Annotated in this window: 16 protein-coding genes and 1 tRNA gene; 12 read left to right on the top strand and 5 right to left on the bottom strand. The window is 57.4% G+C overall.

Annotated elements, in window-relative coordinates; genetic code table 11:
• Positions 1–386: 386 nt before the first annotated feature.
• Together JRJ26_18675 and JRJ26_18680 are read left to right on the top strand one after the other, a co-directional pair.
• Complete coding sequence (locus JRJ26_18675) at positions 387–569, top strand: 2-hydroxymuconate tautomerase family protein (protein MBW2059520.1); 183 nt, start codon at positions 387–389, stop codon at positions 567–569.
• Positions 570–946: 377 nt separating this feature from the next.
• Positions 947–1,444 (top strand): ATPase, encoded by a 498-nt coding sequence (locus tag JRJ26_18680; protein MBW2059521.1) that lies wholly within the window; start codon positions 947–949, stop codon positions 1,442–1,444.
• Between the two features lie 91 nt (positions 1,445–1,535).
• Here the strand turns inward: JRJ26_18680 and JRJ26_18685 are convergent, their stop codons facing one another.
• Genes JRJ26_18685 through JRJ26_18695 form a run of 3 tightly spaced genes read right to left on the bottom strand, consistent with a single transcriptional unit; the run spans position 1,536 to position 4,169 of the window.
• On the bottom strand, positions 1,536–2,036 hold the full coding sequence (locus JRJ26_18685; protein MBW2059522.1) for a permease: 501 nt from the start codon (positions 2,034–2,036) through the stop codon (positions 1,536–1,538).
• 43 nt (positions 2,037–2,079) lie between these two features.
• Positions 2,080–2,808, bottom strand: a complete 729-nt coding sequence (locus tag JRJ26_18690) for an acetate--CoA ligase family protein (protein ID MBW2059523.1) — start codon at positions 2,806–2,808, stop codon at positions 2,080–2,082.
• On the bottom strand, positions 2,790–4,169 hold the full coding sequence (locus JRJ26_18695; protein ID MBW2059524.1) for a CoA-binding protein: 1,380 nt from the start codon (positions 4,167–4,169) through the stop codon (positions 2,790–2,792). The genes JRJ26_18690 and JRJ26_18695 overlap by 19 nt, the downstream gene beginning before the upstream one ends.
• Before the next feature lie 341 nt (positions 4,170–4,510).
• On the opposite strand from JRJ26_18695, the gene JRJ26_18700 reads away from it, so the two are divergent.
• The 5 genes from JRJ26_18700 (at position 4,511) to JRJ26_18720 (ending at position 9,072) form a co-directional block, all read left to right on the top strand.
• The gene (locus JRJ26_18700; GenBank protein MBW2059525.1) at positions 4,511–5,935 is read left to right on the top strand and encodes a flavocytochrome c; all 1,425 of its coding nucleotides are present in this window, start codon (positions 4,511–4,513) and stop codon (positions 5,933–5,935) included.
• 199 nt (positions 5,936–6,134) lie between these two features.
• The gene (locus JRJ26_18705; protein ID MBW2059526.1) at positions 6,135–6,632 is read left to right on the top strand and encodes a hypothetical protein; all 498 of its coding nucleotides are present in this window, start codon (positions 6,135–6,137) and stop codon (positions 6,630–6,632) included.
• 134 nt (positions 6,633–6,766) lie between these two features.
• On the top strand, positions 6,767–7,294 hold the full coding sequence (locus JRJ26_18710; protein MBW2059527.1) for a superoxide dismutase family protein: 528 nt from the start codon (positions 6,767–6,769) through the stop codon (positions 7,292–7,294).
• A gap of 23 nt (positions 7,295–7,317) precedes the next feature.
• Complete coding sequence (locus JRJ26_18715; GenBank protein MBW2059528.1) at positions 7,318–7,479, top strand: hypothetical protein; 162 nt, start codon at positions 7,318–7,320, stop codon at positions 7,477–7,479.
• 174 nt (positions 7,480–7,653) lie between these two features.
• Positions 7,654–9,072, top strand: a complete 1,419-nt coding sequence (locus JRJ26_18720) for an aspartate aminotransferase family protein (protein ID MBW2059529.1) — start codon at positions 7,654–7,656, stop codon at positions 9,070–9,072.
• Positions 9,073–9,118: 46 nt separating this feature from the next.
• Here JRJ26_18720 and JRJ26_18725 read toward each other — a convergent pair whose 3' ends face one another.
• Entirely contained in the window at positions 9,119–9,595 is a 477-nt protein-coding gene (locus JRJ26_18725; protein MBW2059530.1) for a hypothetical protein, read from the bottom strand.
• A 184-nt stretch (positions 9,596–9,779) separates the two neighbouring features.
• Between JRJ26_18725 and JRJ26_18730 the strand changes: the two genes are divergently transcribed.
• Positions 9,780–11,504 carry a glutamine--tRNA ligase/YqeY domain fusion protein gene (locus tag JRJ26_18730; protein MBW2059531.1) on the top strand — a complete coding sequence of 575 codons (1,725 nt, stop codon included), beginning with the start codon at positions 9,780–9,782 and terminating at the stop codon, positions 11,502–11,504.
• Positions 11,505–11,563: 59 nt separating this feature from the next.
• Here the strand turns inward: JRJ26_18730 and JRJ26_18735 are convergent.
• A tRNA-Gln gene (locus tag JRJ26_18735) sits at positions 11,564–11,637 on the bottom strand.
• 66 nt (positions 11,638–11,703) lie between these two features.
• Here JRJ26_18735 and JRJ26_18740 point away from each other — a divergent pair.
• From JRJ26_18740 to JRJ26_18755, 4 genes are all read left to right on the top strand, one after another.
• Complete coding sequence (locus JRJ26_18740) at positions 11,704–12,231, top strand: flavin reductase (protein ID MBW2059532.1); 528 nt, start codon at positions 11,704–11,706, stop codon at positions 12,229–12,231.
• Between the two features lie 22 nt (positions 12,232–12,253).
• Positions 12,254–12,649, top strand: a complete 396-nt coding sequence (locus JRJ26_18745) for a thioesterase (protein ID MBW2059533.1) — start codon at positions 12,254–12,256, stop codon at positions 12,647–12,649.
• A 232-nt stretch (positions 12,650–12,881) separates the two neighbouring features.
• Complete coding sequence (locus JRJ26_18750; protein ID MBW2059534.1) at positions 12,882–13,706, top strand: trypsin-like peptidase domain-containing protein; 825 nt, start codon at positions 12,882–12,884, stop codon at positions 13,704–13,706.
• An 80-nt stretch (positions 13,707–13,786) separates the two neighbouring features.
• Positions 13,787–14,524 (top strand): hypothetical protein (locus JRJ26_18755; GenBank protein MBW2059535.1); only part of this gene is annotated, 738 nt, incomplete at its 3' end.

The following is a 14,524-nucleotide window of genomic DNA, read 5'->3' on the forward strand; positions in this document are numbered from 1 at the left end:
TCACCGCGTGAGCTCAGGAGCGAGGGGACAAGGGTGTTCTCCTGCCAAGACAGAAAAAGATCGTGAAGTCATATACTTGCAAGAATCCTGGGCTGAAAACTCAGGAAACTCCACAAAAAAGTCCTCCAAAAGGATTGAAGTGGCCGGATTTGTTTCGGGTTTCTCCCGTGGGATTGACCTTCGGTCTCCCCTGCAGTATGCTGCACTATCGCTTGAAGACGACTGAGGCCACCGCGTGCCGCCTTCTGCTGATGGAGGAGCTCGATCGCTTGCACTCGGCGCCAGAGCCTCTCTATGAAAAACACGTTGGGGACAACGGGAACCTTCAAGGTGTGACATTTCGTCGAAGTCCATTGAAAAGCATGCGATAGAAAACGGAGGATATCATGCCGGTAGTTATCGTCGAAATGTGGGAAGGACGCACTGTCGAGCAGAAGAGGGAGCTCGTCGATGGCATAACCTCTGCCTTTGAAGCAATCGGCACTCCCCGGGAAGTGGTTCAAGTCATCGTCAAGGACAATCCCAAACACAACTGGGGTGTCGGGGGAAAGCTCGCCTCCGATGAGTGACCGCCTCCCTTGCCATCCACCCTATCCCCTGTAAGAAAGGAAAAGGTCTGGGGGTAGGATCTATCGGCCTTTCGAATCACCAAGCCCGCCCCGGGCGCGCAAAAGGCCCCGAAAAGGGGCTGGTTTGTTGCATCGGAAGCATCCGGAAAGGTCCGTTCGCCCACCAGGAGAGCTATTGCGTTTCCAGCCCCCCGCACGATCCTAGCCGCCTCTGCCATTGGTTAGACGCAAACCCCACCGGCGTCTCCTCCTGGAAGGCCGGCGTCACGGCGATTGATATTTTTCTTTCATACGGTTAGAATCTTGATCAAACGGTTCTCGCTTTTGCAAAACGACTCTGCCTGAAGAGGGGTGAGAGGAGGTGCCATTCAGAGTCAATGAAAACTTCCAGAAAGGATAGGTTGATCCAGGAGAGAATCCACGATCCCTATTACGAAGGCCGGAAGTACCCCGACGGAGTGGTCTGTCCTGGCTGCAATGCCGTCTATCAGGGGGGACATTGGGTCTGGCCGAAAGGTGAGGAGAGTCGGGACATCCCTACAGGTGACCAGAACATATGCCCGGCCTGCAGGAGAATCCGGGACAACTACCCTGCAGGGCTCCTTGTACTGGGAGGAGAGTACCTGAAGAGGCGCAAAGAAGAAATCCTCAATCTGGTAAATCGCATCGTAAGAGAGGAGGGGGAGAAATCCCCACTGAGAAAGGTAATCAACCGCGAGGAAAAAGAGGGATCCATAACGATCTATCTCACCGACGATCATATGGCGAGACGTCTCGGCGAGGCCATCCACCGGGCCCACAAGGGAGAGCTCGAAATAAAATACGGTGAGGAGACGCGGTTTGTCCGGGTCTACTGGAACCGGGACATATCCTGACGCGGGCAAGACTCTGTACGGGTTTTCTCAGGGCGCAGGCCGCCAGGAGCGAATCCAACAGGTCTATTCAACGCTCGCAGTCGGATGCGAGTCACGCCCACTTGGTACCCCCGAAAAAAACCTCTGCAATCAGCCCCGCAATGGGCGGGAAGAAAAATGTACAGGCCAGGCGGATCAGGGTGAACTTGAAACCCAGTATTCCGAACTCCAGAGGCAGTCGGGAAAAAGCCCACAAGGACCAGCCGGTTACAAAGGCCACCATGGTCCCTATGCCGGCCCCGGAGTGCAGGAGACCTGCAACGATGGGCAGGCTCACATAGGGGCCTCCAGGGGTTAAGGCACCCGCCACGGTCCCGATGATAATCCCCCGCAAGCCGGACTCCGGGCCCACCCATTTCGATACGAGTTCGCCTGGGAGAAGGACCTGAACCATTCCTGCAACGATAAAGGCAAAAACGAGAAGTGGTAAAATATCTACTGTCAAGATCAGGGCGGATCTCACACCCGTGATATGTTGCCCCTCACCCTTGAAGTACCCCACCAGGACCAGCACCACGGCAAGAGCTCCCATCACCACCGTCGGAATCACCATGGAAGACCTCCTCCTACCCTTCACACCGGTTTTCCCCCTCTGATCAGGAGATACTCCAAAGAGAATCCCCTTGGCGCAGACTTTCTTCCCCCTGGTCTTTCCTGAGAATGATTCTCGCGTCGGCCACAACACAGCGCGTGGGAGAGGATATGACAGGGTTGAGATCGATCGACTCGATGGTCTCCTGTAGGTCCATGACCAGACTGGAGAGGTTCTCCAGAAGCCTCGTCAACTCCTCGAGATTGACCGGGGCAGCCCCCCTGTATCCTTCCAGGATTTTGTGTGCTTTCAGCCCCCTGATCATCGACTCAATATCGCTCTCGCCAAGAGGTGCCATCCTCAGGGCAATATCCCGGTAGATCTCCACCCCTGTCCCACCGATGCCGAGCAGGACAACCGGTCCGAACTGGTAGTCGATCTTGGCCCCCACGATCAACTCCACACCCGATACCGTCTCCTCCACCAGCATTCCGGCAAATCCCTCTACCTTGCTGAAACGCCTGAACGTCTCCACCAAGCTCTGGTCACTGTCGACGCCTAGGGCGACCCCACCAATGTCGGATTTATGAATCACCTGAGGAGAAACCACCTTGCACACCACAGGATATCCAATGGCCCTTGCGGACCGGAGAGCTTCCTCTTCCGTCGAGACCCAGGCGAATCGTGGAACATCGAGTCCTGCCATCGAGAACAGGCGCTTGGCGTCAGGCTCCAAGACCCATCCCCTCTCTTGTGAAGCGGAAAGGATCCGTTTCATGTTCTCTGTGAGCATGATCGTTGCCTCCTCAAGGCCTCGGCCATATGGACCGCTCCCTCGATTGAGTGGGCCACAGGAATCTGGTTGAGCTCAAATCCCTCGATGAACATTCGGTATCTTTCAACGTGGGGGACATAGGCGATCAGGGGCTTGTCTTCCTGCCGATAGATCTGGCTCATCCTGGCGCCCAGATCAGATGTAATCCCCGGCACATAGGGAAGGAGAAGCAGAAGCACGCAATCGATCCCGGCCTTGGTGCTCAGTACTTCGGCGGCACCCATGAAATCATCGTCCACGGCGCTTCCCGTCAGATCGACCGGATTGCGGAAAGAGGCGATCTCATGCAGGCGTGGGGAAACCTTTTGCCTTATCTCCTGCTGGTCCTGCTCTGGCAGGGCCGGCACCGAGAGACCATGAGAAAGGCAGGCATCCGCAGCCAGGGCCCCGTGGCCGCCACTGGCCGTTATGATGGCCACCCTTCCCTCGACGGGTTTCGAGTAGCAACTCAGGGCTTCACAGAAAGAGATCAGCTCGAACTCGTTCTTGGCCTCCACCACACCGTGTTGGGCGAGGACGGCACAAAACACATCGTAGTCCCCGGCCATGGAGGCGGTGTGGCTAGAGATGGCACGGGTACCTCCCGGTGTCTTGCCGGATTTAAGAACGATCACGGGCTTCGGACACCGGGCGGCAAGGGAGACGAACTCACGGCCCTCATTTCTTCCAAAGCCCTCCACGTAGAAGGCGATAACCTCTGTCTGGGGATCCCGGGCAAAGTACTCCAGCAACTCGCATTCTCTGACCAGGGCCTTGTTCCCTATGCTCACAGCCTGAGACAGCCCCACCCCCTCTGCAGCGAACTTGACCATCTGATCCACCAGCAGCCCCCCACTCTGACTCACCAGCGCCACCCTCCCCTTGTCCGGCCTGACGATCCGCTCAGGAGGGATGAAAAGGGTGTCGATGTAAGGAGGAGAATAGATACCCAGACAATTCGGCCCGATAAAAGGAAAATCAGCTTCTCTGGCCGAGGAGACGAGTTCTTCCTGAAGATCCCCCCGGCCACTCTCGGCAAACCCTCCAGAGATGATCACGGCCCCGCTCGCCCCTGCCTGGATAGACTCACGGACGATCGTGGGAACGAGCTCGGCCCGGGTGACTATCACCGCCAGATCGACCTTCCGGGGAATATCCCCGAGACTAGGGTAGACCGTCTTCCCTTGAAAAACCCCACCCCTTCGATTCACCGCAAAGACCTCGGCCTGATAGCGGAGGTTGTTCTTGTTGTAGATAACATTGGCCGGATGCCGGTCGTTCGTCAAAGAGACGCCGACAACAGCCATGGTCTTGGGCCTGAAGAGAGCTTCAAAGTTCATCTCTGCCTCCAGTCAGGGGGATCCGCCCCGATCCGTTTGCCGGCGTTCATGCGACCCTCGCGCCGGTTTCCCGTGTCCCCCCATTCTACCCGCAATCCGGGAAAGGAGTCAAAAGGAGGTGGCAAAGACCGGCTTTGTGGTATCAGACCTCGTCCATTGCTCTCGCAGGTTGACATGATTGCCTCCCGTTGGTAGTGTCAAAGTCGTCCAAAGGCCGCGGCCTCATCGCCTCACCAGGAGGAGAGGGAATTGTGAGCACGAGGAAGACCGGAAGAAGAGAAACAGGGGATGGCCATGGAAACAATCCCGGCCCGGGATCCGGTAACGCAGGGACGACTGCCCTGCCTGAAAGATGGGACGAGGAGGCAGACGTCGTGGTGATCGGCAGCGGCTTTGCAGGGCTCGCCGCCGCGATCGAAGCAGGAAGCACCGGCTCTTCGGTGATCATTTTGGAAAAGATGAGGCGTCCTGGAGGCAACTCCATCATCAGTGACGGAATGATAGCAGTCGCAGGTTCGCCCTTGCAGGCCAACAAGGGAATCCAGGATTCACCGGAACTCATGTATCAAGACATGTTGAAGGCAGGACTCGGCCTCAATCACCGAGATCTGGCACGGATCGTGGCGGAGAACTCCCTCGATCTCTTCTTGTGGACCGTGGACTTCCTCGGCATAAGGTACGCGGAGACCCTGGATCGACTCGGTGGCCATTCGGTCCCCCGGACCCTTACTGCATTCACCGAGAGGGACCTCCATCCTGGTTCGGTCATGGTCAGGAAAATGCTCGCAAAACTGACGGAGTTGGGCATGGCGGTCAGGACCAGGAGTTTCCTCGTCAGGCTCCTTATGGACCGAGCGGGCCGTGTCGAGGGTGTCCGGATCCGTTACGGCCACGTTTTTCCGAACCCGGAGAGTGGGACAACCAGGCACATAAGGGCACGCAAGGCCGTCGTGCTGACCACGGGAGGGTTCGGGAGCGATGTCTCTTTCAGGGCCGTTCAGGATCCGAGATTGAACGGGAGTATCGAAAGCACCAACCGCCACAGCGCTACGGCCGAGGCGCTGATAGAGGCCCTGAGGATCGGTGCCACACCTGTTCAGCTCTCCTGGATCCAGTTGGGGCCCTGGTCCTGTCCGGATGAGAAAGGGTCGGGGGTGGGAGCGATTTTCGCCACCTCAAGCACCTTCCCCTATGGCCTGATTGTCGACCCTGCCACAGGAAGGCGGGTGGTCAACGAGCTCGCGGACCGGAGGACCCTCTCAGAGGCCATCATGGGCACGGGCCGCACCTGTATCGGAATCACCGACGCGGCAGGGGCGGGCTACGGTCAGCACGTACTCGACAAATGCCTGAAAAGGGGCGTGGTGAGGAGTTTCCCCACCCTTGAGGGGTTCGCCTCCTGGTATGGAATCCCCTCCGAAGATCTCAGAGAGACCGTCGAAAGATACAACCGCTATGTAGAGACCCGGAAGGACGAAGAGTTCGGCAAGCCCATCATCGGGGACTCCAGGCCCCTGGTCGATCCCCCTTACTATGGCATCCGCCTCTGGCCGAAGGTGCACTACACCATGGGGGGTATTCAGATCAATACCAGAGCTCAGGCAATCGGTCTGGATCAGAGACCCATAGAAGGCCTATACGCTGCAGGTGAAGTGACTGGGGGGATCCACGGGGCATGTCGTTTGGGGAGCTGTGCCATACCCGAGTGCCTGATATTCGGTCGAATCGCCGGAAGCAACGCCGCTTCCGAAGAACCCTTGGGCTGAAGTAGGCCCGCAACCGGTCCTCAAAGGATCGAGCGCAGGATGAAGGGGGTTGACCAGGGCTGAGCCAGCCTATGCGCCAGAGGAACACCATGGGTCAACGGACAAGGTCTGGATTCAGCGGGGCTTGGAAGGGAGCGCTCAGTGTGCTTCCCACCGGCGAAGAGTTTCTACGGGTTGAACCGGGATCGGGGCGCATCGTATGCGTATACGGGAATTCAGATCCAGGGATACCTTGAAGAAGCTCTGGTGGCTCCATGATTCATTTTGGCACGCCGCGATTGTCAGGGAACTGGGGACCGATGAGGCCAACCGCTTGAACCTTGCGGTTTCGGAGAGAATATTCCGGATGCTCACTATCAGCCTGGTGCGTGAGGGAATCATTCAGAAACCGAAATCGATCGAAGAACTCATGTCCGTCTTCAAGGCAGTATGGAAGAACGCCTTCTTTGACGGACTCTATATAGACGAGCCCATCAGATACCGTGACAACACGGCTATCTGGCAGGGAACCCGCTGCCATGCTTACGACTCTCTTCGAAAGGCAGACATGTTGCAAGGCTATGAGTGTGGTTGCCGGGCCTTGAGAAACGGGGTCATGAGGGCCCTCCATCTTCAACCCCTTCACGAAATCGAGGAGAGCCTGGTCAGGGGGGATGGAAGGTGCGTGATCAGGGTCACCTTCTCCCCAAGACGATGAAACAACGGTCAACGAGAAAACCGTCACCCCATTGTGTTCCTGCGTCTCTCTGAAAATGGAGGTCGGCTTTCGTGTATAATTCCTCGTAGAGACGCCCGTAGAGGTGGGAAGATCAAAAATGGAGGTACCCTTCTATGAAGAAACTGCTCGGGGTTGCGGCATTGCTGCTGATCACGGTGTTTTCCGCCCACGCTGAGGAGCTTGTGGTTCAGATCAACCTGATCGACAGCACCGGTGTTGGAAGACCGATAGGGACGATAACGATATCCTCCAGCCCTTACGGCACGATGTTCACGCCCGACCTGAGCGGGCTTTCCCCTGGATTGCACGGTTTTCATGTCCACGAGAACCCGGCGTGCGGTCCCGGGGAAAAGCAGGGCAGGATGATTGCCGGATCGGCTGCAGGCGGCCACTATGACCCTGCTCGTACAGGCAGGCATGAGGGCCCTTACGGGGGCGGCCACCTGGGCGATCTGCCTCCCTTGTATGCAGACCTCCGGGGAAGGGCGACCCTCCCCGTACTCGCTCCCCGGCTCAGAATCTCGGACCTGAAAGGGCGATCGCTGGTGATTCACGCAGGAGGGGATAATTACTCCGATCGCCCTGCGAGGCTTGGAGGCGGCGGAGCCCGCGTGGCCTGCGGTCTGGTTGAACAGGAGTAGTGCCGGCAAAGGGAGACAGAGAGATGTCAAGTAGAACCCGCTATCTGCTTTGGCTCATCGGACTGGCCGTCTTCGACGTCGTCGTCCCCTTTCCGCTGATGGCAACCGTTCTCATCTATGTACTGTTCCGCCGGCCCCTCTGGTTTAGAGAAATCGTCTCGGAGATCTATGGCGAAGAAGGCTAGCCCGGCCGGCCTTGTACATTACGTCCAACCGCCTGTATTCTATACCCTGCCCAAGGGAAGACGGCGTTGACGGTATCGAGTAAGGACCGACGATCGGCCCGTGCTCCCAGAGAAGACCCACTAGAGGTGAGGAAAGTGTCAGAGAAACCGATTGAGCAACCCAAGAGCTTCCACATGACCATGGAGCAATTCCGGTCCTACGGAAGGGCGGTGGTGGACTGGATCGCGCACTACCATGGCCGTATCGAGTCGTTTCCCGTGCTCTCCCGGGTTGTGCCTGGACAGGTGCGAGCCTCCCTGCCGGAGAAGCCCCCGATCAACGGCGAATCCTTTGAAGCCATCCTCGGAGACGTGGATCGTTTGATCCTTCCAGGGGTGACCCACTGGCAGTCGCCCAACTTCTTCGCCTTCTTTCCGGCCAATGCCTCGGGCCCTGCCATACTGGGTGAACTGGTTTCGGCCGGCCTCGGAATCCAGGGGATGTTGTGGGCCACGAGTCCTGCCTGCACCGAACTGGAGACCCACGTTTTGGACTGGCTCGTGGAGATGCTTTCCCTGCCCCACAAGTTCAAATCCACCGGCTCGGGCGGGGGAGTGATCCAGGACTCCGCCTCCAGTGCATCGCTGTGCGCCCTCTTGGCAGCCCGTGAGCGTGCCACGGGTTTCACAACCAACGAGCGCGGGTGCAGGGATCCCCTCGTTGCCTATGCTTCCACACAGGCCCATTCCTCCATCGAGAAGGCGGTAAAGATCGCCGGCATCGGCCGGGAAAACCTGCGCCTCGTGGAGGTGGACAGCCGCTTTGCCATGCGTCCGGAAGCCCTGGCTCGACAGGTCGAGCAGGACCGCGAGGCAGGACTCCTTCCATTTTTTGTCTGTGCCACCGTGGGAACCACTTCGTCCAACGCCATGGACCCCCTGCCCGAGATCGGCCGTATTTGCGCCGAGCATAATATCTGGCTTCACGTGGATGCAGCCATGTCAGGCACTGCCGCCATCTGCCCCGAGTTCCGGTTCATCCACGAAGGGATCGAAAGGGCCGACAGTTACTGCTTCAATCCACACAAATGGATGTTCACCAATTTCGACTGCGACTGCTTCTACGTGGCTGATCGCCAGGTGCTCATCAACACCCTGAGCATCCTTCCCGAATACCTGCGCAACAAGGCCAGTCAGTCCGGCGCGGTCATCGATTATCGGGACTGGCAGATCCCCCTGGGCCGTCGCTTCCGGTCTCTCAAGCTCTGGTTCGTCATTCGTCATTACGGTATCGAGGGGCTCCGGCATCACATACGACACCATGTCGGCCTGGCCCAGGATTTCGCCTCGTGGGTCGAGGAGGACGACCGGTTCGAGTTGGCTGCACCCGTGCCGCTGAATCTGGTCTGTTTTCGCCACAGGGGAGGAGATTCGGCCAACCAGCGACTCCTGGACAGACTGAACCAGAGCGGCCACCTCTACCTGACCCATACCCGGCTGAATGACCGGCTCACCTTGCGGCTCTGTGTCGGACAGACCTACACGGGATTCCCCCATGTGAGCCGGGCCTGGGAACACATCAAGGAGGCGGCTTCCGGGCTCGATGCCTCCTGAGGACCCGGGGAGCCCATGCCGGCCGGGCCTGAGACCCTCCAGGGGATCACCTCTGCAAAACAAGGAAGATATGATGGGCAAAGACTACCAGATACATGAGAAAGACCGCGACGACAAGGACCTTTGCGATGAGGAGATTCTTGTAGATGCAAAGAAGGAAGAGGCCCAGGGCGGTCAGGGTGTATTTGAAGGCGAAGAAATAGAGGCTTCCACGTCCAATCAGGTAACTCATCAGGGGATTGACCTCCCGGGCCCCTTTGTCGACGTGGAAGATGGTGAAGTAGGCATCAAGCACCGAGAGTACGACGATGAGCAGGATCGAGAGGAAGAGCAAAGGCCCATACCTGTCCACATAGGGATGGATTCTCCGGTCAGCCTTCCTCCGTATGAATCTCCTCCGTCCCTTAAAGAGATACCGGCTCAGAGGCGATGTCTGTTCCTGGCGCCTGTCGGCTATCCTTCTTCTGTCCCTTTCCAATTCGCCTATCAACCCCTGGAGGTGCCTGTGCAAGAAGGGTTCCAAAAGAGAGCCTGCTGCAGGAATTGCCGGCGACGGGAAGCCAAAGACGATCGATTCGTGCTCCCTGTGGACTGCGGTGCGGTCCTATTTGCAAGAATCGCCGACCCTGACGTTTTCTCTCCTCAAGAAAAACATGGTAGAATATGTGTCGTTACTAACAAAGAAAGGCAGGAAGGGGGCAGTCTCTATGTCCGGAACCGTTTCTACCCCTCCATCTGATTTCATCCGTCGAATTATCGCGGAAGACTTGAAGGCCAACAAGAACGAGGGCCGGGTAATCACTCGATTCCCCCCTGAGCCGAACGGGTATCTCCATATCGGCCACGCCAAGTCCATCTGCCTCAATTTCGGTATCGCCGCCGAAAACGGGGGGGTCTGCAACCTCCGCTTCGATGATACCAATCCTTCCAAGGAAGACGTCGAATACGTGGAATCGATCAAGGCGGACGTCCGCTGGCTTGGATTCGATTGGGGTGACCGCCTTTTCTACGCCTCCGACTACTTTGATCAACTCTACGAGTATGCTCTCCAGTTGATCCGAGATGGCAAGGCCTATGTCTGCAGCCTGAGCCCGGAGGAAATCAAGGCCTACCGTGGAACACTGACCCGGCCCGGCAAGGAGAGCCCCTACCGTACCCGTTCGGTGGAGGAAAACCTCGAGCTTTTCGAGGCAATGCGGGCGGGCAAGTTCGAGGACGGCTCCCACGTGCTCAGGGCGAAGATCGATATGGCATCACCCAATCTGAACATGCGCGATCCCGTGATCTACCGGATTCTCCATGCAGAACATCACAGGACAGGCAACAGGTGGTGCATCTATCCCATGTACGATTTCGCCCATTGCCTCTCCGATTCCATCGAAGGGGTAACCCACTCGATCTGTACACTCGAATTTGAAGATCACCGTCCTTTGTACGACTGGTTCCTCGACCAGTTGAAGGTCTTCCATCCCCAGCAGATCGAGTTCGCCCGCCTCAATCTCAGCTATACGGTCTTGAGCAAGCGCAGGCTCCTCCAACTGGTCGAGGAGGGCCATGTCACCGGATGGGACGATCCCCGGATGCCGACCCTGTCGGGGCTGCGGAGAAGGGGCTATACACCGGAATCGATCCGTGACTTCTGTGAACGCATCGGGGTAGCCAAAAAGGACAGTATCGTGGACATCGGGCTGCTCGAACACTGCCTCAGAGAGGATTTGAATCGACGGGCTCCGAGGGTGATGGCGGTACTCCGTCCCCTTCGACTGGTCATCGACAACTATCCAGAGGACCGGACCGAGGAACTCGACGCCCCCTACCATCCAGAGGATCCCGGCATGGGATCGAGAAAGGTCCCCTTTTCCCGCGTGCTTTACATCGAAAAGGAGGATTTTCGCGAGGACCCACCTGACAAGTTCTTCCGCCTCGCCCCCGGCCGCGAAGTAAGGCTGCGCTACGCTTACTATGTCAGGTGTGTGGGAGTGATCAAGGAAGAACGGACCGGCGAGGTGGTCGAGATCCATTGCACCTATGATCCGGAGACGAAAGGGGGCTGGTCGTCCGACGGAAGAAAGGTGAGGGGAACAATCCACTGGGTCTCTGCTGCTCATTCACTCCAGGCAGAGGTCCGCCTGTACGATCGACTCTTCAACACCGCAGACCCCACCCGTGAAAAGGCCGGGCTCGATTTCACGGCGCATCTCAATCCCAATTCACTGGAAACACTGACCTCCTGCCGCGTTGAACCGAGTCTGGCCGGTGCGGCACCTGGAAGCCGGTACCAGTTCGAAAGGCTCGGCTATTTCTGCGTCGACCCCGTAGACTCTTCTGAGGAGGCACTCGTATTCAACCGCACCGTGACTCTTCGTGATTCCTGGGCCAAAATCGTAAAGAAGCAGGAGGCCATGGGTGAGAAAGGGGGAACCTCAAGATGAGATCCCCCCAGGACGCGAAAAGGGCTTCACCCTGTCCGGGTCAAACCCTTCATGGACGGTGGTTGGGGGACCAGGATTCGAACCTGGGTTGACGGAGTCAGAGTCCGTAGTCCTGCCGCTGAACGATCCCCCATCGGATCTTCATATAAGATATACGAAAGCTCATTCCGAGTCAACAGAAAATAGAGAGGAGATTCCCATGCCACGCGAATCGATTCCGGTTGAAAAGCTGCTTTTGAAACCCCATTATCTCTGGGACCACCAATGGGCCCTCCTTACATCCGGTGACTTCGCCAAAGGCGAGTTCAACAGCATGACCGTAGGATGGGGGAGCCTCGGTACGATGTGGGGCAAACCCTTTGCCCAGGTAGTCGTGCGGCCTATCCGCTACACCTACCGGTTCATGGAACAATACGATACCTTCACCCTCTGCACTTTTGGGGAAGACTACCGCAAGGCCCTGGAACTTCTCGGCACCAAATCCGGCCGCGACGGCGACAAGATAGCCGAATCCGGCCTTACCCCCATCGCCTCCACCCGGGTGGCTGCACCGGGCTTTCGCCAGGCCGAGCTTATCGTGGAGTGCCGGAAGATCTACTGGGATGACATGGAACCCGGCCACTTCCTCGATCCCCATATCGAAGAAAACTATCCCCAGAAGGACTACCACAGGATCTACTTTGGTGAGATCCTCGCGATTTCGGGAGAGAGAGCGTACCGGGTGTAGGAGACGAGGCGGGATGGAGGAGATGGATATACGAACCCACAGGAGAATCGACCAGGAGCTCTGCGGCACCCCCCTGGAGGTGGAAGGGGGAGTCAGCCGGGTTCGACTCCAGACCAGCAAGAAAATGGCTGTGGACGACTCAGGCCTCGTCCACGGGGGCTTCATCTTCGGCCTGGCCGACTATTCGGCCATGATAGCGGTCAATCATCCCAATGTGGTCCTCGGGGCTGCCGAGGTGAGATTCTTGAAACCGGTAAAGGCAGACCAGGCTCTGCTGGCCGAAGCAAAGGTGGATTCCGAACACGGGAAGAAACGGGTGGTCTCCGTGACAGTCAGGAGCGGTGATGCCGAGGTATTTGAGGGCAGGTTTGTCTGTTTCGTCCTCGATCAGCACGTGTTGAGCAAGGGAGAACCGTAGAACCATTTCAGCCAGCCATGCCCGCTCGCGACTCTCCGAGGCTCGGCTCGACGGGCAGAATCCATCTCTCTCCAAGAGCTATCGTGACTTTTCCGGCTGGAATCTGCTATGTTGGAAGAAGTAGAACCAGATAAGAGCCGCACCCGTTGCCGTGGGCCGGAGGCGTGTCGGACCGTTCACCGGAATGGAAACAGAGAGGCGTTTGAATGAAACAGACAGGTGGAAGATTCGCATGTTGAGAGAACTTTCAAACAGAGAGGGGAATCGAATCAGGCTCAGAGGAAGCATCATAATGATGGTTTCCCTTTTGGGTCTTATGCTTTACAGCACCGCCTGCAGTAGGGTGAGTCTGCGCCGGACTCCGGTCGTCAGGGTCGTGAGGGAATACTCCCCGGCGGTCGTAAACATAAGGACCGAGAGGGTCGTCGACCTGAAACAGTACCCGGAATGGGGGCAATACGGCGAGCAGCTTGACGCCTTTTTCAAGGAGTACTTCGGAGAGGACTATTCAGAAGGCATCTTGAAATACAAGGCCTTGGGCTCAGGTGTCATCGTGGACGGAACGGGCCTCATCGTCACAAACGCCCATGTGGTACAAAAGGCGACGAGCATCTATGTGGTCCTGAGAGATCACACCGTGCTCAAGGCAAAGGTCTCTCAGCTCGATCGGACCGACGATCTTGCCGTCATCAAAACAGAGCTTCCCAACCCCGTGGAGCAGGTGCCCTTCGCCGACATTCATGACGTTATGATAGGGGAGACGGTCATCGCCATAGGGAATCCTCTCGGCCTGGAGAACTCCGTCACCGTGGGTGTCATAAGCGGCAAGGACAGGACGTTCTCAAGTCCCCAGTGTGAATACGTCTGCTCGGGACTGCTCCAGACGGATGCCTCCATCAACCCCGGCAACAGCGGCGGTGCCCTCCTGAATCTCGACGGAGAACTCATAGGTGTGAATCTGGCGGTTGTCCGGAATGCCCAAAACATCGGTTTCGCCATACCCGTCGATAAGATAAGGAGACTCCTCAAGCAGGGGGGCAATCCCCGTATCAAATAGTGACGGATTATGGAGAAAACGCTCAACCGATACTCGGTTGATACCTGATCGCCGGAATGGACCTTGCCCAGGGAGCCGCGATGCGCCGTAGATGCCTTCCCACGCTGAACGTCACAATCCTAACGATCTTTTTCGTTATTCTCTTTACCCTTGCCGGCATCCTTATATTTTACAACTACGAGAAAAACTCAGAGACCGCCCTTTTGGCCGCGGAAAAACTGCTCACCCAAATCAATGGGAAGGTCGTCCACAAGACGGAACTGGTCTTCCAGCCCGTCTATATCCTGGGCAACATCGTACCCGAGATGCCGGATGTGGCCCGAAAGCCGACCGGCTTCTCTCACCCCCTGCTGGGTTATCTCATCGAGGCTCTCAGGTCATCCCCGCAGATATCCTCCTTCTATATGGGTTACGAAGACGGAGAGTTCTACCAGGTTATCTCACTGCCTGAGGGCGGTGGGCTCCGTTCTTTCCTCAATGCCCCTCCACAGGCCCATTATGCGATCTGGCACGTCTATCAAAAGGAAGCCGGCACCCGGGTCCGGACCTGGGATTTCCTCGATAACCGGCGACGAGTCGTCGAGTCCAGGCCCGAGAAAAAGGCCACCTACGATCCGAGGAAACGTCCCTGGTACAAAACCGCGATGACGTCTGAGGGGCTGATCAGGACCGATCTCTATGTATTTGCCCTCCGCAAGGTCCTCGGCCTGACCTTTGCCCGTCGTTTTGTGGGGGAGGTCTCTGGTGTTTTCGGTATCGACATCACGCTGGAGAAGCTGTCGCAGTTTTTGAAAAAGCAGCAGATCGGTCAGACCGGT

The organism is Deltaproteobacteria bacterium (assembly GCA_019308905.1).
Lineage (GTDB): Bacteria > Desulfobacterota > BSN033 > WVXP01 > WVXP01 > JAFDHF01.